The organism is Geodermatophilus sp. URMC 60 (assembly GCF_053502585.1).
In genome coordinates, this window is record NZ_CP199958.1 from 2,208,702 (window position 1) to 2,228,009 (window position 19,308).

General features: G+C 75.7%; 20 protein-coding genes. 10 read left to right on the plus strand and 10 right to left on the minus strand.

The features are described from left to right. Positions 1–4: 4 nt before the first annotated feature. Positions 5–1,126: a PucR family transcriptional regulator gene (locus ACWIX3_RS10690; protein WP_448612052.1), complete on the minus strand. Its 1,122-nt coding sequence runs from the start codon at positions 1,124–1,126 to the stop codon at positions 5–7. A 123-nt stretch (positions 1,127–1,249) separates the two neighbouring features. On the opposite strand from ACWIX3_RS10690, the gene ACWIX3_RS10695 reads away from it, so the two are divergent. After that, positions 1,250–2,185: a proline dehydrogenase family protein gene (locus ACWIX3_RS10695; protein WP_448612053.1), complete on the plus strand. Its 936-nt coding sequence runs from the start codon at positions 1,250–1,252 to the stop codon at positions 2,183–2,185. 71 nt (positions 2,186–2,256) lie between these two features. Beyond that, a complete protein-coding gene (pruA, locus tag ACWIX3_RS10700; RefSeq protein WP_448612054.1) occupies positions 2,257–3,882 on the plus strand; it encodes an L-glutamate gamma-semialdehyde dehydrogenase in 1,626 nt (541 codons plus the stop codon). Between the two features lie 66 nt (positions 3,883–3,948). Here pruA and ACWIX3_RS10705 read toward each other — a convergent pair whose 3' ends face one another. Continuing rightward, on the minus strand, positions 3,949–4,476 hold the full coding sequence (locus tag ACWIX3_RS10705; RefSeq protein ID WP_448612055.1) for a DUF488 domain-containing protein: 528 nt from the start codon (positions 4,474–4,476) through the stop codon (positions 3,949–3,951). Further along, positions 4,464–5,162 (minus strand): class I SAM-dependent methyltransferase, encoded by a 699-nt coding sequence (locus ACWIX3_RS10710; RefSeq protein ID WP_448612056.1) that lies wholly within the window; start codon positions 5,160–5,162, stop codon positions 4,464–4,466. Before ACWIX3_RS10710 ends, ACWIX3_RS10705 begins: the two co-directional genes overlap by 13 nt. A gap of 119 nt (positions 5,163–5,281) precedes the next feature. Between ACWIX3_RS10710 and ACWIX3_RS10715 the strand changes: the two genes are divergently transcribed. Both ACWIX3_RS10715 and ACWIX3_RS10720 read left to right on the plus strand, forming a co-directional pair. Then, the gene (locus ACWIX3_RS10715; RefSeq protein WP_448612057.1) at positions 5,282–6,439 is read left to right on the plus strand and encodes an MFS transporter; all 1,158 of its coding nucleotides are present in this window, start codon (positions 5,282–5,284) and stop codon (positions 6,437–6,439) included. Between the two features lie 52 nt (positions 6,440–6,491). Further along, a complete protein-coding gene (locus ACWIX3_RS10720; RefSeq protein ID WP_448612058.1) occupies positions 6,492–6,929 on the plus strand; it encodes a hypothetical protein in 438 nt (145 codons plus the stop codon). 3 nt (positions 6,930–6,932) lie between these two features. Here ACWIX3_RS10720 and ACWIX3_RS10725 read toward each other — a convergent pair whose 3' ends face one another. The 4 genes from ACWIX3_RS10725 to ACWIX3_RS10740 form a co-directional block, all read right to left on the minus strand. Further along, complete coding sequence (locus tag ACWIX3_RS10725; protein WP_448612059.1) at positions 6,933–7,280, minus strand: hypothetical protein; 348 nt, start codon at positions 7,278–7,280, stop codon at positions 6,933–6,935. A 133-nt stretch (positions 7,281–7,413) separates the two neighbouring features. Further along, positions 7,414–8,232: an ABC transporter permease subunit gene (locus ACWIX3_RS10730; RefSeq protein WP_448612060.1), complete on the minus strand. Its 819-nt coding sequence runs from the start codon at positions 8,230–8,232 to the stop codon at positions 7,414–7,416. Then, on the minus strand, positions 8,229–9,146 hold the full coding sequence (locus tag ACWIX3_RS10735; protein WP_448612061.1) for an ABC transporter ATP-binding protein: 918 nt from the start codon (positions 9,144–9,146) through the stop codon (positions 8,229–8,231). The genes ACWIX3_RS10730 and ACWIX3_RS10735 overlap by 4 nt, the downstream gene beginning before the upstream one ends. Positions 9,147–9,369: 223 nt before the next feature. Then, entirely contained in the window at positions 9,370–10,434 is a 1,065-nt protein-coding gene (locus tag ACWIX3_RS10740; protein WP_448612062.1) for an FAD-dependent oxidoreductase, read from the minus strand. A gap of 353 nt (positions 10,435–10,787) precedes the next feature. Between ACWIX3_RS10740 and ACWIX3_RS10745 the strand changes: the two genes are divergently transcribed. From ACWIX3_RS10745 to ACWIX3_RS10760, 4 genes are all read left to right on the plus strand, one after another. Beyond that, on the plus strand, positions 10,788–11,408 hold the full coding sequence (locus ACWIX3_RS10745; protein ID WP_448612063.1) for a hypothetical protein: 621 nt from the start codon (positions 10,788–10,790) through the stop codon (positions 11,406–11,408). 306 nt (positions 11,409–11,714) lie between these two features. Next, entirely contained in the window at positions 11,715–12,338 is a 624-nt protein-coding gene (locus ACWIX3_RS10750) for a TetR/AcrR family transcriptional regulator (protein WP_448612064.1), read from the plus strand. A gap of 70 nt (positions 12,339–12,408) precedes the next feature. After that, entirely contained in the window at positions 12,409–12,795 is a 387-nt protein-coding gene (locus ACWIX3_RS10755) for a DUF6394 family protein (RefSeq protein WP_448612065.1), read from the plus strand. Positions 12,796–12,808: 13 nt separating this feature from the next. After that, complete coding sequence (locus ACWIX3_RS10760) at positions 12,809–14,650, plus strand: potassium channel family protein (RefSeq protein WP_448612066.1); 1,842 nt, start codon at positions 12,809–12,811, stop codon at positions 14,648–14,650. A gap of 36 nt (positions 14,651–14,686) precedes the next feature. On the opposite strand, the gene ACWIX3_RS10765 is transcribed toward ACWIX3_RS10760, so the two are convergent. After that, entirely contained in the window at positions 14,687–15,880 is a 1,194-nt protein-coding gene (locus ACWIX3_RS10765) for a serine hydrolase domain-containing protein (RefSeq protein ID WP_448612067.1), read from the minus strand. A 304-nt stretch (positions 15,881–16,184) separates the two neighbouring features. Between ACWIX3_RS10765 and ACWIX3_RS10770 the strand changes: the two genes are divergently transcribed. Next, a complete protein-coding gene (locus ACWIX3_RS10770) occupies positions 16,185–16,370 on the plus strand; it encodes a hypothetical protein (RefSeq protein ID WP_448612068.1) in 186 nt (61 codons plus the stop codon). Beyond that, the gene (locus tag ACWIX3_RS10775) at positions 16,367–17,083 is read left to right on the plus strand and encodes a hypothetical protein (protein ID WP_448612069.1); all 717 of its coding nucleotides are present in this window, start codon (positions 16,367–16,369) and stop codon (positions 17,081–17,083) included. Before ACWIX3_RS10770 ends, ACWIX3_RS10775 begins: the two co-directional genes overlap by 4 nt. Here ACWIX3_RS10775 and ACWIX3_RS10780 read toward each other — a convergent pair. Continuing rightward, positions 17,068–17,484, minus strand: coding sequence for a VOC family protein (locus tag ACWIX3_RS10780; protein WP_448612070.1), 417 nt, complete (start codon positions 17,482–17,484; stop codon positions 17,068–17,070). The genes ACWIX3_RS10775 and ACWIX3_RS10780 overlap by 16 nt on opposite strands. Then, entirely contained in the window at positions 17,481–18,308 is an 828-nt protein-coding gene (locus ACWIX3_RS10785) for a helix-turn-helix domain-containing protein (RefSeq protein WP_448612071.1), read from the minus strand. The genes ACWIX3_RS10780 and ACWIX3_RS10785 overlap by 4 nt, the downstream gene beginning before the upstream one ends. Between the last annotated feature and the right edge of the window lie 1,000 nt (positions 18,309–19,308).

Sequence of the window (19,308 nt, forward strand, 5' to 3'; positions counted from 1 at the left end):
CCCGTCACGGGAGCCGGGCCCGGCGCAGCGAGGCGTGCAGCAGCAACCGGGCGTCGCCGTCGGCCAGGTCCAGGCCGGTCAGTGCCTCGATCCGCCCGAGCCGGTGGTACAGCGTCTGGCGGTGCACGTGCAGCGTCGCGGCCGCCCGCGCCGGGCGGCACCCGGCGTCCAGCCAGGTCTCGGCGGTGGCGGTCAGCACGGGGTCGGCCAGCAGGGGGCGGACGGCGGGGTCGGGGCCGGGCAGCGCGGCGGCCAGCCGCCACGCACCCAGCTCGCCCCAGTGCGCCACCGGGGAGAAGCGGGGGACGGCTGCGGCGACCCGCGCGGCGGTGCGCGCCTGCTCCCACCGCTCGGGCAGGGCGTCGGCCCCACCGCCCACGGCGGACAGCCCGGCGGTGCTCCCGGGCGGCAGGCCGGTGAGCGCGGCGGCGGTGACCGCGGCGGCCGGGCGCAGGTCCGCCGGGCCGGGCAGGGGGACGGCGACGGCGACCAGTCCCTCGCCGGCCAGCACCGCGCTGACCGCCCCCGCGGCCGGGGCCCGCCACGGCGAGGGCAGCCCCGCGCCGGCGGGCCGCAGCGCGACCAGCACCACCGGGACCCGCTCGCCCCAGGCCCCGGTGAGCGTCCGGGCCGCCTCGGCCCGCGCCGCCGCTGTGCCGGTGAGCGCGGTGGCCAGCGGGCGGCCCAGGTCGCCGGCGTCGGCCTCCCGCTCCGCCAGCAGCCGCCCGGCCTCGGCGGCCAGCTCCACCGCCGCGGCGAGCCCGGGGTCGTCGGCGGCGGGGTCGGTGCGCCCGCCGTCGAGCAGCCACAGGTAGCCGCGGGTGCGCCCACCGTGCCGGACCGGCAGCACCAGGCGGGTGAGGATCCCGGCCTCGGGGTCGCCCGGCGTGCGCAGCGGGCCCTCGGCGACCGCGATGCCGAAGTCCTCGAACCAGCGGCGGGTCTCCGGCGTGGACCCGCGGCCGAGGATCGAGCGGGTGCGCACGGCGTCCATCACGGGCGTCCGCGCGCCGTCGACCGGGTGGGCGCAGAAGGCCAGCAGGGTGAAGTCGGCGTCCTCCAGGGTCGCCGGGGCGCCGAGCAACCCCGCGACCCGGTCGACCAGCTCCTGCAGCTCGTCGCGCACGCCGTCGTCCTCCTGTACAGGTGTATGACACGAGACGGCGGGAACAGTACGTCTGTCGCTGGTCGCGCGACCCGGGGCTGCCTAGCGTCGGAGGCGTCGGGTCCCCGGTGCCGGAGGTGGCGCGTGCTCTCTCAGAAGACCCTGCTGCTCGGCGCCTCCCGGCGCCCCGAACTGCGCCGGCTGGTCATCGGCACCCCGGCGACCCGGCGGGTCGTCGACCGGTTCGTCGCCGGCGAGACCCTCGACGACGCCCTCGCCGTCGTCCGCCGGCTCACCGCCGAGGGGATCACCGTGACCCTCGACCACCTCGGCGAGGGCGTGACCGACCGCACCGAGGCGGTGCGCTCCCGCGACGCCTACCTGGCGCTGCTCGACGGGCTCGCGCCGCTGCGGCTGGGCCCCGCCGCCGAGGTGTCGGTGAAGCTGTCGGCGTTCGGCCAGGCGCTGCCCGGTGGCGGCACCGACCTGGCGCTGGAGCTGGTCCGGCCGGTCGCCGAGGCGGCCTCGGCGATCGGCACCACGGTCACCCTCGACATGGAGGAGTCGGCCACCGTCGACTCGACCCTCGCCGTCCTCGCCGAGCTGCGCCGCGAGCACCCGGGCACCGGTGCGGTGCTGCAGGCCGCGCTGCACCGCACGGAGGACGACGCCGCCGCGCTCGCCGTCCCCGGCTCCCGGGTGCGGCTGGTCAAGGGCGCCTACGACGAGCCGCCGTCGGTCGCGTACCAGGGCCGCGCCGAGGTCGACGCCGCCTACGCCCGCTGCCTCGGCGTGCTCATGCGCGGGCCCGGCCACCCCATGGTCGGCTCGCACGACCCGCGCATGGTCGACCTCGCGCAGCGGCTGGCCGCCGAGTACGGCCGGACGCCGGACTCGTGGGAGGTGCAGATGCTCTACGGCATCCGCACCGGCGAGCAGCACCGGCTGGCCGCCGAGGGCCTGTGCGTGCGGGCCTACGTCCCCTACGGCGCCGACTGGTACGGCTACTTCATGCGCCGGCTGGCCGAGCGCCCCGCGAACCTGCGCTTCTTCCTGCGCTCCCTCGTCAGCAGCAACTGAGCCTTCCTGCGCTCCCTCGTCAGCAGCAACTGAGCCGGCCCCGCCCCACCACCCCGAACAAGGGAAGTCCCATGGACGCCGTCACCAACGTCCCCTCGCCCCGCAACGAGTCGGTGCTCACCTACGCCCCCGGCTCGCCGGAGCGCGCCGCACTGCAGCAGCGGCTCACCGAGCTGGCCGGCGAGCCGCTCGAGCTGACCATGACGATCGGCGACAAGCAGCGGATGGGCGGGGGCGAGCGCTTCGACGTCGTCCAGCCGCACCGGCACGCCGCCGTCCTCGGCACCGCCGCGAACGCCACGCACGCCGACGCGGAGGAGGCGGTGGCCTGCGCCAAGGCGGCCGCTCCCGCGTGGCAGGACCTGTCGTTCGACGACCGGGCCGCGGTGTTCCTGCGCGCCGCCGAGCTGCTGTCCGGGCCGTGGCGGCAGACGCTCAACGCCGCCACGATGCTCGGCCAGTCGAAGACCGCGTACCAGGCCGAGATCGACTCGGCCTGCGAGCTCATCGACTTCTGGCGCTGGAACGTGCACTTCGCCCGCGAGATCGTGTCCGCGCAGCCGGTGTCCTCGCCCGGCGTGTGGAACCGCAGCGACCACCGGCCGCTCGAGGGGTTCGTCTACGCCGTCACGCCGTTCAACTTCACCGCGATCGCCGGCAACCTGCCCACCGCGCCGGCGCTCATGGGCAACACCGTCGTCTGGAAGCCCGCCCCCACGCAGCAGTTCGCCGCCCACTTCGTCATGCGGCTGCTGGAGGAGGCCGGGCTGCCGCCGGGTGTGATCAACATGCTGCCCGGCGACGGCATCCCGGTGTCCGAGGTGGTGCTCGCCGACCGCGACCTCGCCGGCATCCACTTCACCGGGTCGACGGCGGTGTTCCAGCACCTGTGGCGGACGGTGGGGGAGAACATCGCCTCCTACCGCGGCTACCCGCGGATCGTCGGGGAGACCGGCGGCAAGGACTTCGTCGTCGCCCACCCCTCGGCCGACGTCGACGTGCTCCGCACCGCCCTGGTCCGCGGCGCGTTCGAGTTCCAGGGGCAGAAGTGCTCGGCGGCCTCGCGCGCCTACGTGCCGCGGTCGGTGTGGGCGCGGCTGCGTGACGACCTGGTGGGGGTCACCGAGTCGCTGGAGATGGGCGACGTCACGGACTTCTCCAACTTCATGGGTGCGGTGATCGACCGGAAGTCGTTCTCGAAGCTCTCCGACGTCCTCGACCGCGTCGACGACGACCCGGCGCTGTCGATCGTCGCCGGCGGCCAGGCCGACGACAGCGAGGGCTTCTTCGTCCGCCCGACGGTCATCGAGGGCACCGATCCGGGGCACGAGGTCTTCACCACCGAGTACTTCGGGCCGATCCTCGCGGTGCACGTCTACGACGACGCCGACTACGAGGCCGTGCTGACCCAGATGGAGTCGGCGGCGCCCTACGCCCTCACCGGCGCCGTCATCGCCCAGGACCGCGCGGCGATCGCGCACGCGCAGCGGTTCCTGCGGTTCGCGGCGGGCAACTTCTACGTCAACGACAAGCCCACCGGCGCCGTCGTCGGCCAGCAGCCCTTCGGCGGCGGGCGGGCCTCGGGCACCAACGACAAGGCCGGCGCGGCGCAGAACCTGCAGCGCTGGACCTCGACCCGGTCGATCAAGGAGACCTTCGTGCCGCCGACCGACCACCGGTACCCGCACATGGGATGAGGGCCCTCCCGCCCCCGCCACTCGCGAGCTCGCGGCGGGACCCTGCAGGAGGGCCGTTCCAGCACGTCACCGGGCGGGCCAGTGGACCACGCCGTCGGGGGACACCACCGCGCCCTCGGACGGGCGGTGCTCGGCGAGCCGGCCGTCGGGCATGAGGTGGTGCACCGGCACACGACGGCCGAGGACGGCGACGTCGGCGACGATCCGCCGGTGGCAGCGCCACCACACGCTCTCGCTGCACATCACCGCCACGGTCGCGCTCGCCGCCTCGGCCAGGACCTCGTCGAGCGCCGCGGCGAACTCCGGCGTGCGGCTGTGCGCGGCGTAGGCGGCGAACTGGGCGACGGTCCACCAGCCGTCGGCGACGGGCGCGTCCTGGGGCAGCCGGCGACGACCGCCCAGCCGCGCGTCCCAGCGGTACCCGACGCCGGCGGCGGGCAGCCACTCCTCGAGCGCCTCCCGCCGGACGTCGGGGTTGCTGCGGCTGCCCGGGATCCGGCGGACGTCGACGACGAGCCCGATCCCGGCGCCGGTCAGCCGGGCGCCGAGGCGGGTGCGGTCGTCCGGGCCGTGGCCGACGGTCAGCAGGGGCACCCGCCCTGCCTACCCGCCCGCGGTCGGCCCGGTCGGCGGGCGACGCCGAGCACGTGCGGCGTGGCCGGGAGGGTGAGGCGGGAGTCGGGGAAGCGCAGCCGGCGCAGGGCCGTGACCTCGAACCCGGCCCGCTCGACGAGGCCGACCGGGTCGACGGCGGTGTGGCAGCCCCCGGCCAGCAGTGGCCACAGCGTGGCGTCGGCGAGCCGCTGGACCGCGCGCACCCGCCGGGTCGGCCCGAGGCCGTGCTCGAGGAAGGCCAGGGTCCCCCCGGGGCGCAGCACGCGGGTGATCTCGGCGAGCGCCCGGTCCCGATCCGGCAGCGAGCACAGCACCAGGCACAGCACGGCGGCATCGGCCTCGCCGTCCGGCACCGGCAGCGCCTCGGCGGTGCCGGCGACCACGATGACCGGCACGGGCGCGGTACCGGCCGCCCGCGTCGCCAGGTCCCGGAGGTGCGGTTCCGGCTCGACCGCCGTCACCCGGGTCACCGCCGCCGGGTAGCGCGCGAAGTTGCGGCCGTTGCCGCAGCCGACCTCCACCACCGACCCGGAGAGCGGCGCGAGCAGCTCGGTGCGCAGCGCGGCGAGGCCCTCGGCGTCCATCCCCTCGCTGATCCGCGCGTACACCCGGCTGAACACCGGGCGGGGACGGTCCGTCGACGGAACGGGCTGGCGCGTGGGCACCCCCGGATGGTCCACGGACGCCGACCAGCGCGCAGCCCCCGCGGACCTGGTGGCGCACGGGCACGCCCGGCCGGTCATGCTGGTCGGCCGGGCGACGTGGCCCGGTCGAGGGGAGCGGTGTGGCGCGGCGGACGACGGGAACGCGGGCGTCGCTGTGGCGGCTGCCCGCGGTGCGGGCGCTGGTCGGCGCCACGGCGCTGGGCTTCACCAGCTTCAGCCTGACCCTGGCCTCGCTGCCCGCCTACGCGGTCGCCGGTGGCGCTGCCGCCGACACCGCCGGGGCGGTCACCGCCGTGTTCCTCGCGGTCACCGTCGCCGGGCAGTCGGTCGTGCCGGCGCTGACCGCGCGGTACGGCGCGGGGCCGGTGCTCGCCGTCGGTCTGGTCGCCCTCGGCGCCCCCTCGCCGCTCTACGCGGTGGACGACGGGCTGCTCTGGCTCTCGGCGGTCTCCGCGGTGCGCGGCGTCGGCTTCGCGGTGCTCACCGTCCTCGGGGCGACCCTGGCCGCGCGGGTGGCCCCGCCGGAGCGGCGCGGGGAGTCGATCGGCCTCTACGGACTGGCCATCGCGGTGCCCAACCTGGCCTTCGTCCCCGCCGGGGTGGCCCTCGCGCTGGGCGGGCACGCCGGCTGGCTGGCCTGGCTGGCCGCCGCGCCGGTGCTCGCGCTGCCGCTGGTGCCCGGCGTGGTCCGCGGGGCGCGCGCGGACCCGCCTGCCGGTACGTCGTCCTCCCGGGCCGCGGTGCGCGCCGCGCTCGCGCCGTCCGCCGTGCTGCTCGTGGTCACCCTCGCCGGCGGCGGGCTGGTGACGTTCCTGCCGATCGAGCGGCCCGACGGCGCGCTGGCGACGGCGGCGCTGCTCGTCTTCGGCGTCACCGCGGCGCTGTCCCGGTGGCGGACCGGGGCGCTCGCCGACCGGACGGGCACCCGGCTGCTGCTGCCGCTGGCGCTGCTCCTGTCCGCGACGGGCCTGGCGGCCGTCGCGCTGGGGCTGGGGACAGGCGCCGGGTGGGTGCTGGCCGGGGCCGCCGTCTTCGGCGCGGGCTACGGAACGGTGCAGAACCTGACGCTGCTGGCCGCCTTCGCCCGCGCCGGCGAGGGCGGGGCCACCGCCGCCAGCGCGATGTGGAACGCCTCGTTCGACGCCGGGACCGCCGTCGGCGCGCTGGTGCTCGGCCTGGTGGCGGCCGGGGTCGGACTGCCGTGGACCTACGTCCTCGTCGCCGGGGCGCTGTTGCTCACCCTCCCGCTCGCGCGGGTCGCGACGCGGCCGGCCTGACCGGGGGCGCCGGGCCCTGCCCACGCCGGCCGGCCGGGTGTAGACGTCGGTGGTGAGCGGCTCCGAGGTGCTCGACCTGTTCCGTCGCGCGGTGGCCGACGACGACGCGGTCGCCATGCGGGCGGCTCTGGACCGGGTGCTCGGCACGACCTCGGGAACGGGGCTGTCGGCGGAGGACGAGTACCAGGTCCGGCACCCCGACTACGTGATGGAGGTGCCGCAGTCGGGCGAGCGCATCCGCGGCCGCGAGGCGATGCGGGCGATGCAGGAGGCGTTCCCCACCCCACCGACGCTCACCGTGCGGCGGGTGGTCGGCGCCGGCCACGTGTGGGTGCTCGAGGGCGTCAACGACTACGGCGGGGACGTCTGGCACGTCGCGCTCGTCCTCGAGTTCGACGACGAGGGGCGGATCGTGCGTGACACCCGCTACTACGCGCAGCCCACCGAGCCGCCCGCCTGGCGGGCTCCGTGGGTCGAGCCGCTCGGCTGACCGTCAGCCGGTGACGCGGACGGCGGCCTCGCGCAGCGCGCGGAGGAAGAGGACCTCCTCGGCCGACCGGCGCAGCCAGGTCCGCAGCCCCTCGGGGTCGTGGCGGTGCCTGTCGCGCAGCTGGCCGAGGTTCAGCTGCCGGGTGCTGGCCTGCGCGCGCTGGGCCGGCGGCAGCTGCCGGCCGTCGGCGCGTGCCATCGCGGTCAGGCCGGCGCCGACGAACACGAGGTCGCGGACCTCGGCGATGCCGGCGAGCAGTTCGTCGGCCCCGGCGCTGTCGTCGTCGGTGAGCCGGCGGACCAGCTCGTGGGCGGTCTCCCGGCCGGCGGCCTGGGGGTCTGGTGCAGTCACCCGCACCATTGTCGTCCTCGGGACCGCCGGGTCCCCGCGCCCCCTGCCGTTGATCACGGGGTCGTCGCCGACGGCGCCGGCGTGTCCGGCCGTGTCGCCTGCAACGACCCCATGATCGACGAGGAGCGGGCGGTCACGCGTCGCGGCGGGTGAACACGACCGCGGCGAGTGCCAGGACGGCGGCGACCTCGGCGACGAACACCGCGAAGCCCACCCACGGGTCGAGCAGCAGCGGGTTGAACGACTCGGGCGTCGCGATCGCCGATCCGGCGTTGCCCGGCATCAGCTTGGTCGCCCACTCGCCCCAGGCGCCGGGCAGCACCATCACCAGGTTGCCCAGGACGAAGACCAGGCCCAGCACGATGGCCAGCGCCGCGGCCGTGTGCCGCACCAGCAGGCCGACGCCGGCGGCGAACAACCCGAGGCCGGCCATGTAGAGGCCGCTGCCGAGCAGCGACCGCAGCACGCCGTCGTCGCTCAGCGCCAGGCCGATGCCCTCGCGGTCGAGGAACCAGTTGCCGCCGAGGTAGCCGGCCACCGCGGTCAGGGTGCCGGCGACGAACAGCGTCGAGGCGAGCACCGCCGCCTTGGCCGCCAGCACCGCGCCGCGCCGCGGGGTGGCGGCGAGCGTCGCGCGGATCATCCCGGTCCCGTACTCGCTGGTGACCACGAGCGCCCCGAGGACGACGGCGGTGACCTGGGCGAACACCACGCCCCAGGTCACGAAGGCGCCCACCGGCTCACCGACGTCCCCCCGGGCCAGCGCCTCGGCGCTCAGCGCGCACACCAGCGTGGTCAGCCCGGCACCCAGACCGAACATCGCGGCCAGCGACCAGGGGGTCGAGCGGACGGTCCAGAACTTGACCCACTCCGCCCGCAGCGTGGCACCGGGGCCGGGCGCCGCCGGGGTCTCGGTGCGGGTCCAGGCGTGCGTGCCCACGGTGGCGGTCATCGAGAGGCTCCTGCGGGGGTGGCGGCGTACTCGACGCTGTCGGCGGTGAGGGTCATGAAGGCGTCCTCGAGCGAGGAGCGCACCAGGGTCAGCTCGTGCAGCAGCAGGCCGGAGCGGCCGACCAGCTCGCCGACGGCGGCCGCGTCCAGGCCCCGCACCCGCAGCTCCTCGCCGTGCGCGGCGACGTCGAGGCCCTCGCGGCGCAGCAGGGTGGCGACCTGGTCGTGCTGCGGGCTGCGCACCCGGACGTGGGAGGCGGCGTGCTGGGCGACGAACTCCGCCGTCGAGCAGTCGGCGAGCACCCGGCCGCGACCGATCACGACGAGGTGGTCGGCGGTCAGTGCCATCTCCGACATCAGGTGGCTGGAGACGAACACGGTGCGTCCCTCGGCGGCGAGGTCACGGGCGAGCGTGCGCACCCAGCGGATGCCCTCGGGGTCCAGGCCGTTCACCGGCTCGTCGAGGACGACGACCGGCGGGTCGCCGATCACTGCGGCCGCGATGCCCAGGCGCTGGCCCATGCCCAGGGAGAACCGGCCGACCCGCTGGTCGGCGACCGCGGTGAGACCGACCAGGTCGAGCACCTCGTCGACGCGGGTCCGCGGGATGCCGTTGCTGGCCGCCAGCCAGCGCAGGTGGTCGCGGGCCGAGCGGCCCGGGTGCAGGGCGCGGGCCTCGAGCAGCGCACCCACCTCGCGCAGCGGGGCGGGGTAGTCGGCGTAGCGGCGGCCGTTGACGGTGACGCTGCCCGAGGTCGGGCGGTCCAGGCCGAGGACCATCCGCATCGTCGTGGACTTCCCCGCGCCGTTGGGGCCGAGGAAACCGGTCACCCGGCCGGGCTCGACGGTGAAGCTGATCCCGTCGACGGCGGTGCGGGTGCCGTAGGTCTTGGTGAGGCGGTGCGCGGCGATCACGAGGTCACCGAGCCGTGGGACGTCGGGGAGGTCGGGGAGGTCATGGCGTCGAGGCTCTCGGTCGCCGCTGGACGGCGGTATCAGGGAACGCCCTGGACCGACCCTGATCGCCCCCGGAGCCGTTCCCTCCGCTCCCCGCGTCGCGTGCACGCGATCGCGCACGCTGCGAGCCGCGGATCCGTGCGGGATCCCCTGACCCCGGCGCCGGTCGGGTCGGGGGTCGCTAGGCCGAGCGGGGCAGCGCCGCCGCGGGGTGCAGCAGCCGGCGCAGCGCCACCGCGGCCTCGCGCCCCGCCCGGTTCGCACCCACCGTGCTCGCCGAGGGGCCGTAGCCGACCAGGTGCACCCGCGGCTCCCCGGCCACGTGCGTGCCCTCCATCCGGATCCCGCCGCCGGGCCCGCGCAGGCCCAGCGGTGCCAGGTGGCCCAGCGCCGGGCGGAAGCCGGTGGCCCACAGGACGGCGTCGGCGCGGACGGACCGGCCGTCGTCCCACGCCACGCCGTCGGGGGTGAGCCGGTCGAACACCGGCAGACGGTCGAGGACGCCGCGGGCGCGTGCCTCCCGCACCCACGGCGTGACGACCAGCCCGGTGACGCCGACGACGCTGCCGGGGGACCGGCCCTCGCGGACGGCGTCCTCGACCAGCGCGACCGCCGCCCGCCCCTCCTCGGGGCCGAACGGCTCCTCGCGCCAGACCGGCGGGCGCCGGGTCACCCAGGTGGTGGCGGCGACCTCGGCGATCTCCCCGAGCAGCTGCACCGCCGAGGTACCGCCGCCCACCACGACCACCGACTGCCCGGCGAACTCCTCGGCGCCCCGGTAGTCGACCGGGGTCAGCTGGCGGCCGCGGAACACCTCCTGTCCCGGGTAGCGCGGCACGAACGGCCGGGTCCAGGTGCCGGTGGCGTTCACGACGGCGGAGGCGGTCCAGTCCCCGTCGGTCGTCTCGACGCGGAACCGGTCGTCGGGGGTCCGGCGGACGGCGCGCACCCGCACCGGCCGGTGCACCGGCAGTGCGAAGTGCCGCTCGTAGTCGGCGAAGTAGGCGGGGACCGCGTCGGCCGCCGCGACGTCGTCCCGCGCCGGCGGGAAGGGCAGGCCGGGCAGGTCGTGCACGTGGTGGGTGCGGGCCAGCGTCAGCGACGGCCAGCGGTGCTGCCAGGCGCCCCCGGCGCGTGCCTCGGCGTCGAGGACGACGGAGTCGAGCCCCAGCCGAACGAGGTGGTGCGCCGCGCTCAGCCCGGCCTGGCCGGCCCCGATGACGACCACCTCGACGTCCCTGTCCACGACGGGCTCAACCGCAGGCGGCTCCTGCGGCTTCCGTCGCCGGCCACAGCCGGTCGAGGTCGGCGCCGGTGAGCGTCGCGGTGTCCTGCGGGTCGTACCCGAACCGGACGGTCACCGCGCCCGGCCGTGCCTCGACCAGCCAAGCGGACCGCTCCGCCGCCCACCAGTTCGCCGTCCTCCGCGCGGTGGACCGGCGTCAGTTCCTCGGTCCGGGTCACGTCCCGACCGCAGGGAGGCCCGCAACGCCGTTTTCCGGTTCTTGAGGGTTCCTTGCGGTCGCCCGGCGGGTGCCCTGCGGATGGGCCAGCAGAGTTCTCCCCGTCACCGGGACGACGAACACCGAGGGAGCCACCGTGACCGCCCAGACCACAGGACGGTCCCGCCGCACGCGGGCCCGCATCGCCGCGTCGATCGCCGTCCTGGGGGCCGCCGCCTCCGTCGCCGGCCTCGGCACGTTCGGGACCTTCACCGACAGCACCACCCCGGTGGTCAGCCGGCTCGACACCGGCGTGCTGTCGATCGCGCTCACCGAGGCCGCGCACACCGCCACGGTGTCGCTGTTCGACCACGGCGTGTTCCTGGCCGGCGACGTGGAGAGCTCGCCGATCGACCTGGTCAACGACGGGACCGCGCCGCTGTCGGAGCTGCGCCTGTCCTCCGTGGCCACGGGGTCCAGCGTGCTCGACACCGACCGCGTCCACGGCCTGCAGCTGACGCTGGAGTCCTGCTCGCAGGCCTGGGCCCCCGTCGACGGCGGCTGGGCCTGCGGGGGGACGACGACCCGTCACCACGCCGGCCCGATCGTGACCGACGTCGCCCTGCGGGACGCGACGTCCCTGGCGCCGGGCGGCACCGACCACCTGCTGCTCACCGCGAGCCTCCCGTCGACCACGAGTGCCGACCTGGTCGAGGGCGCCACCAGCTCGCTGGACTTCGTGTTCAGCGCCGGCCAGCGCGAGGGCGTCGCGCGGTGAGACCGGCCCCGACCGGGGCCTGAGGACAGCCGGCGTCTCCATCGCACGGGGGGACGGAGCCGCCGGCGCATCGGCCGGCGGCGTCGTGGGGGACGACGCCGCCGGGCACGGCGACCGGCACGACCGTGGGGGACGGGAGCGCCGGTCGAGGGGGACGCACGGGGCCGACCGCGGGGACCGCGGCCGGCCCCGCGGCGTTGCGGGCAGTTGGCTCCTGGCATGCGTCCGGGTTCGACCGCGGAGAGTTGGGAACAGCGGCGTGTCCTCCGCCCTGCAGCGTTCCGGAATACGCGTTACGTTCATACGGTGACACCGGGTGACGAGACGGCGCCTGCACCCTGCCCGACCCGCACGCGGGCGGGAGGGCGCCGGCTGGACGCGTCGCGCGACGCCGCGATCGCCTCGGCCGTGCTGGAGGTGCTCGGCCGCGCGGGCTACGCCGGCCTGACCATGGACGCCGTCGCGACGGCCGCCGGGGTCGGCAAGGCGACGATCTACCGGCGCTGGTCGAGCAAGGGGGAACTGCTGCTCAGCGTCATGGACGTGGTCGGCGCGCCGGTGCTGGAGGTACCTGACACCGGGAAGCTCCGCGAGGACCTGGTCGCCGTCCTGACCGAGGTCGTGGAGCTCTTCGGCGGCCCCTCGGGCCGGGCGATCCGCAGCCTGCTCGGTGCCGTCATCGACGACCCGGTGCTGCAGGGGGGCTGCCGCCGCCCGCCGCTGGCGAACTGGGACGCCGCCTGGGAGACCGTCGTCGCCCGCGCCGTGGAGCGCGGCGAGGTCTCCGCCGACGGGGGCCATTCGGTCGCGGCGGAGATCGGCCCGGCGGTGCTCGCGCTGCGCTGGCTGGTCACCGGGCGGCCGCTGGACGACACCGTGGTGAGCGACCTGGTCGATCGTGTGATCATGCCGCTGTTGCAGCGTCCGTAGCGCGGGAGGACTCCAGCAGCGATGCTGTGGTCCGACCCCCGGGTGCCGGGGCCGGTGGGCGGAGGACTGCGTGAACCTGGAGAAGGTCGTCTTCGGGTTCTTCGTCCTGCTCGCCGCGACGCTGAACTTCGGCTTCTTCCTCGGCGACATGCGCGATCCCGACCTGCACAACCCCTTCGAGCTGTTCGCCTCGGTCGTGGTCAACCTCATCGCCCTGGTGCTGAAGTTCGGCGACCGCACGCAGATCGGCGCCGTGCACCTCGCGACCAGCCTGGTGGCGAGCCTCCAGCTGGTCGGGGCCGCGCTGATGTACGGCTACGCCGAGTACGTCTCGTCGGCCGGCATGACCGAGGGGTGGACGTCGAGCGTCGTGTCCCTGTCCGGTGGCGCGCTGCTGGCCAACCTCGTCTCCGTCGTCCTGCTGGTGATCGAGACCGTCTCCTTCCACCGCGGGTGAGCCGGGAGGCGCCGTGGGAAATCCGCTGCTGACGTTCTGGGCGCGCCGGAACCGGCGCGAGGAGGAGGAGCGGCGGGCCCGCCGCGCCCGGCTGCTGGCGGCCGCCGCGTCGGCCAACCGGGCCTCGGAGACGATCTTCCTGATCCTGCGGCGCATGCGGGCGCCGCTGATCGTGCTGATCGCCATCTTCTCGATCAGCGTGGTGGGCCTGACCCTCATCCCCGGTCAGGACGACGAGGGCCGGCCCTTCGACATGGGCTTCTTCGACGCCCTCTACGTCATGAGCTACACGGCGACCACGATCGGCTTCGGCGAGATCCCCTACCCGTTCACCTACAACCAGCGGATGTGGGTGACCATCTCGATCTACCTCACGGTGGTCGGCTGGGCCTACGCCATCGGCTCGCTGCTGGCCCTGCTCCAGGACCGGGCCTTCCGCTCGGCCCTGGCGCTGCAGCGCTTCACCCGCAAGGTGGCCCGGCTCGCCGAGCCGTTCGTCCTCATCGCTGGCTACGGCCGCGCCGGCGAGCTGCTCGGGCACTCGATGGACGCGCTGGGCCGCCGGGTCGTCGTCCTCGACCGGGACGACGAGCGGATCGACGGTCTGGAGCTGGAGTCCTACCGCGGCGACGTCCCCGGGCTGGCCGCCGACGCCCGCGACCCCGGGCACCTCGGGGTCGCGGGCCTGGACCACCCCTGCTGCGAGGCGGTGGTGGCCCTCACCGACGACGACGAGGCCAACCTCGCCGTCGTCATGACCACCGCCCTGCTGCGCCCCGACCTCCCGGTGATCGCGCGGGCGACGACGCGGGTCATGGCCGACCGGATGCGGGTGTTCGGCTCGCCCAGCGTGGTCAACCCCTTCGACCTCTTCGGTGACCACGTGCAGCTGGCGCTGCGGGCGCCGGCGTCCTACCAGCTGCTGACCTGGCTGGAGAGCGGGCCCGGGGCCGCGCTGCCCCCGCGGGGCGCACCGCCGCGCGGCGGCCGCTGGGTGGTGTGCGGGTACGGCCGGCTCGGCCGGGAGCTGACCGCGGATCTGCGCGCCGAGGGCATCGAGGTGACCGTCGTCGACCCGAGCCCGCACGACGACGTGGACGACGTCGTGCAGGCGGGCGGGTTCGAGCCCGGCGCGCTGGCGGCGGTGCGACTCGAGGAGGCCGTGGGCTTCGTCGCCGGGACGGACAACGACATCACCAACCTCTCGCTGGTGGAGACGGCCCGGCGGGCCAACCCCGGCCTGTTCCTCGCGGCCCGCCAGAACCGGCCGGCGAGCGCGCCGCTGTTCGCCGCGATGGAGCTCGACGCGCTGCTCGTCCCGACCGAGGAGATCGCGCACGAGGTGTACGCGCAGCTCTCGACGCCGCTGCTCTGGCGCTTCCTGCGCGCGCTGCCGGCCATGGGGGACGACTGGGCCGCCGAGCTGGTCGACCGGCTCACCGACCTGTGCGGGCAGCACCTGCAAGCGCTGTGGAAGGTGCGGCTCACCCAACGGGAGGCCCCGGCCCTGACGTCCTGGCTGGCGTCGGGCGATGCGCGGCTCGGCGACCTGCTGCGCAATCCGGAGGACCGGGACGAGCCCCTCCACGCGGTCCCCCTGCTCCTCCTGCGCGGCCACGACGCCACGCTGGCGCCGGGCCCCGACGTCGTCCTCGCGCCCGACGACGAGCTCCTGCTCGTCGGCTGGCCGGCCGCCCGGCGGGCGCTGGAGGTCACCCTCGTCGTGGACGCGGTCCGCGAGTACGTGGTGACCGGTCGCCGGGTGCCGTCGAGCTGGCTCTGGCGGAAGGTCACCGGCGCCTCCGGGGTCGACGAGGAGGCCGAGCCGCGGCCCACCGTGCCCACGCCGTCCTGACCCGGCCGGTCCAGGGGTCCAGCCGGGCTCCGGGGGTCAGAGCCGGAAGACGTTGTCGGGGCTGATGACCTCGGTGATCGCGGTGCCGAACGCCGACGACGACTGGGTCACGTCCCCGCTGAGCGGCGGTGCGTCCGAGTTGAGCAGCACCACCAGGCTGGTCTCCTGCGTCGGCAGGTGGATGGTGAGGCTCTGGTACCCGGGCAGCGACCCGTTGTGCCCGATCCACCCCTGGACGACGAAGATGCCCAGCCCGTAGCCGACCCCGGGGGAGGCGCCCGGCGGTGCGGCGGTCTCCAGGCGCTGGGCCTGCGTCTCCGGCTCGAGCAGGGCGCCCGTGGCCACGGCAGCCGCCCACGTCTGCAGGTCGTCGAGGGTCGAGGTCATCGCCCCGGCCGCCCACCCCCAGGAGGGGTTGAAGTCGGTTGCCACGACGACCTGGCCGTCGAAGGCGGTGTAGCCCTCGGCGTGCGGTTCCGGGAAGGCGTTGTCGGTCGGGAGGACCGTGTCGTCGAGGGCGAGCGGCTCGAGCACCTCCTGCTCGAGGTACTCGTGCAGGGGCAGCCCGCTGACCTGCTCCACGACCAGCCCGAGCAGGATCGTGTTGGTGTTGCTGTACTCCCAGCCCTCACCCGGCGGGAAGTTCAGCGGGTGGGCGAAGGAGTACTCCAGCAGCTGCTGCGGGGTGAAGCTCCGGTACGGATCGCTGGCGAGGGCCTGGAAGAAGTCCTCGTCGGCGCTGTAGTTGAACAGACCGCTCTGCATCCGCGCGAGCTGGCGCAGCGTGATCCGGTCGCCCTCCGGCACCCCCGCCACGTACTCGCCGATCGGGTCGTCCAGGCCCACCGCGCCGTCGTCGACCAGCTGCAGCAGTGCGGTGACCGTGAAGGTCTTCGTCTCGCTGCCGATGCGGCTGTGGAAGTCCGTGCGCATGGGCTCCCCGGTCGCCGTGTCGGCGACTCCGAACGCCTCCTCGTACCGGCAGTCCGGACCCGACACCCCGACGATCACCCCCGGGACGCCGGTCCGCTCCAGCGTCGCGGTGACGACCGCGTCCAGCTGCGCGGCGACGCTGCTGTCGCACCGGAGCTCCGTGCCGCCCGGGTGCGCCACCGGATCCGCCCGGGCCGCGCCGCCCAGGGGGGCGAGGACCAGGGCGCCGGTGGTGACCCCCGCCGTGAGCCAGCGGCGCCACCGCGGGCGAGGAGGACGACCGGTTGCTGCGACCATGACGGCCTCCACCCTCGTGGCTCGACTGGCGGCGACCTTGGGGCACGCGCTCCCGGGGGGTCAAGGAGGCCCTGGGGTGGGCACGGTCCGCCCCGCGTGTCCCGACGTCCCGTGGGGGGCCGGATCACGACGCGCTCGGTCCGGACCTGCCGGACGCCCGGCCTCCCGCCCGGCGACGGAGGCCTTACCCGGTGGGCCGGCTGGTGCTTCACTGCGGTGTCAGCGGGGCCGGCTCGGCGGGCGCGTCCTGGGCGCGGCGCCGGCGACCGGCCCGAGGCCCAGTGGCACGGGCGAGGAGCCGCAGATGCACACGCTGACCGCACCGCTGACACCCCGGACCGGCCCGGCAGCCGAGCCCTGCGTGGCCGGGGACATCGGCCCCGAGCGCCGGGAGATCGAGTGCGAGCCGCTGGCCGACCCGGCGCCGGCCGCACCGAGCCCTGAACCCGCCCCAGCGGCACCCGCCCCGACGGCACCCGCGCCGGCGTGACCCTCCCGGCCTACCCCGGCTCGGACCCGCCGGCGCTGGTCCCGGGGGAGCTGCGGGGCTATCGGCGCTTCCTCCTGGCCGAGGACGGACTCCGCCCGCCGGTGCACGTCGCCGCCGGGCCCTGGAGCTGGCCGGTCGAGCACGCCCGGTGCGCGGTGGACGACGGGCACGTGCCGCCCGCGCGCGGCTGCGGCTGCGGCCTCTACGGCTGGTACCACCCCAGCCACACCGGCCTGGGGACCGGCTGGGGGGACGTGACGGCGGTGGTCGCCGCGCGCGGCCGCATCGTCCTCGGCGACTCCGGCTTCCGCGCCGCCGCGGCCCGCGTCCAGGCCGTCAGCCTGCCCCGCCGTGCCCGCCTCTCCCGACGCCGTCGCCGCCGGTGCGAACGGGTGCTGGCCGAGCGGTACCCCGGGGTGCTCGTGTACCGGTCGCGGCGGGGGATGCTGCGCCGGCACCCGCCCGAGGACCTGTCGGCCCTGGGCATCGTCGTCCGCCCCAGCCGGGCGCCCCGCTACCGCTGGACCGCGCTGGTCGTGTGGCTCGCGGGCGTCCTGCTGCTGTGCTCGGTCGCCGTGGTCCCGCGCCCGGTGCTCGTGGCGATCCCCCCGGCCGGGTGGCTCGGCGTCCTGGGCTGCTTCGTCCTCTGGCAGGTGGCGCTGGTCTGGCTGGTGTCCCGGGCGTCCCCGCTGCCCGGTCAGGCGCCGCGGTAGGTGCCGACCGTCCAGAGGTTGCCGTCGGCGTCGCGGACGTCGAACTGGTGCGAGCCGTAGTCGGTGTCGTGCAGCTCGCGCAGCACCTCGACGCCGGGCAACCCGCGGACGCGCTCGAAGGCGGCGTCGACGGTGGCCGGTTCGGCGGCGACGACGTAGACGCCCTGCGGTCCGAGGGCGCCCCAGTCGCCGGGCTTGCCGCGGCTGCCGAACATGACGCCCCCGCCGTCGGGCCAGCGCGCCTCGGCGTGCGCGACGGTGCCGTCCTCGTCGCGGTAGCAGGCCGTGACGGTGAAGCCGAGCCCCTCGGTGAGGAAGCGGATGCCGGCGTCGACGTCGGTGAAGCCGACACTCGGCCAGACGGTGGGAGCGGGTACGGTGGTCGTGGTCGCATCGGTCATGCGGGAGAGGGTGCTCCTCCTCCCGGGGCGCCGTCTTGGACGAACGGGAACTCCTCGCGCAGCCACGTGCCGACGCTGCACCCGGCCAGCGCCCGCCACTCCCGAGCCAGGTGCGGCTGGTCGGCGTAGCCGCACCGGGCGGCGACCTCGGCCAGCGGGGGGCGTCGCGGGTCGACCAGCAGCCGGCGGGTGGCCTCGAAGCGGGCGATCCGCGCCGCCTGCTTGGGCGGGACCCCGGTCGCGAGCCGGAACTGCTCGCTCAGGTGCCGCCGGCTCCACCCGACGTGCGCGGCGAGGTCCTCGACCCGGCACCGGCCGGCGCTGCGGTGCACCACGCGCCAGGCCTCCCGCACCTCCGGCGGCACGGGAACGACGCGACCGGAGAGCCGGTCGACCAGCGCCGCGTCGAGCCGGGCGAACCGTTCCGCCCAGCCGGGCGCCGCCACCAGGTCGTCGACGAGCCGGTCCGCCGCCCGGCCGAGGACGTCGGCCAGGTCGACGGTCCGCTCGGCGACCTCGGCCGCGGGGAGGCCGAGGAGGGCGCCGGCCGCCAGCGGGGTGAGGGCGTACTGCAGGCCCTCCTGGGGGCGGGAGGCGTCGATGAGGGCCGGCCGCGTGTGCAGGCCGCCGACGACGGCGTGGGCCGCCACGGCCGGACCGGTGCCGCTGACCCGCAGCGGTGCGGCCAGTTCCACGACGAGCGTGAGGTGCCTGGAGGGCAGCCCGCGGTGCAGGCCCGTCGGCATGGCCGGGGAGCGGTACCCGTGCGCCGCCGCGACGAACGGGCGCAGGGGGGCTGGGACGACGTGCCGGACGAGGGACACGGGTCGGCCCCTCCTCCCGTTCGCCTCCGGTGGTCCCGCCATCCTGCCGCTGACGTGGGCCGACGGGCAGGTGCCCGCGCTCCCCGACGTGGACCCCGAGGCCGTCGCGACCCGCATGTCGTGGGACCGGTCCCGGACGCGAGGACGGCGCGGCCGGCGGCTGCTGAGCGTCCAGCCGGTCATGCGCTCCGGTTGGCTGAGCAGACCGCGCAGATGGGCCGGCACCCGGGCCCGTGGCTCGGCGCGGGAGAACGCGCCGGTGACCGGCCGGTGGATCTCGGTACTAGACGTCACGGCGGCGGTCGAGGTGGCCAGGAGTTGGTCCTAGACGGGCGCGGGCTACGACGTGAGCAGGGCTCGGCCTCACGTTCCGGTGGTGGCCCATTGAACGCCGGGGCCTGGTGGCGCTTGGCCACCCTCGCGGTGGTCTACCGGCCCGCGCGGCGGCGAGCCACGCGCAACCCCCGGCGGACGGCGGCGGCGCTTGCTCAGCGGCGAACCAACACGTGACGCAGCGGTGACGATCCCGTGACGGCGGCAAGCTAGCGTTGATTCCGCCATCCGTCCCCTCCGGAGAGCTGATAGCAGCGAATGACGGATGGTGACCATCCGGGCATGGATTCTGCGCCGAGCGCCCAAGCCTCGATGGGATCCTTCTCGCAGGGGCCCATGAGCCCCGGTGGAAAGGATGAGCGGCAGGCCAGCGAATGGCCTGGGCTTCCGGGCCAAGAAACCGTGCGACAAGCCCCCGGGGACTCCAGGGGAGACCGGCCATCTTTGTCCTGTACGACTGTCAGGCGTGGCTGGCGCGTATGTGACGAGCGTGGGATCCACTTGCTGGGGGTCGCTGGGAACTCAGCCGTGATGCGAAGTGTCAAGACGGCGTTTCAGGAGCCCCCGGTCATGAACTCGCCAAACGTCGAATCGGCCTGATCCGAGAGAGTGCGGATTCTGGTCGTCGGACTCGTATGTACGGCCGCGCAGCGCTGGGCCGGAAGGA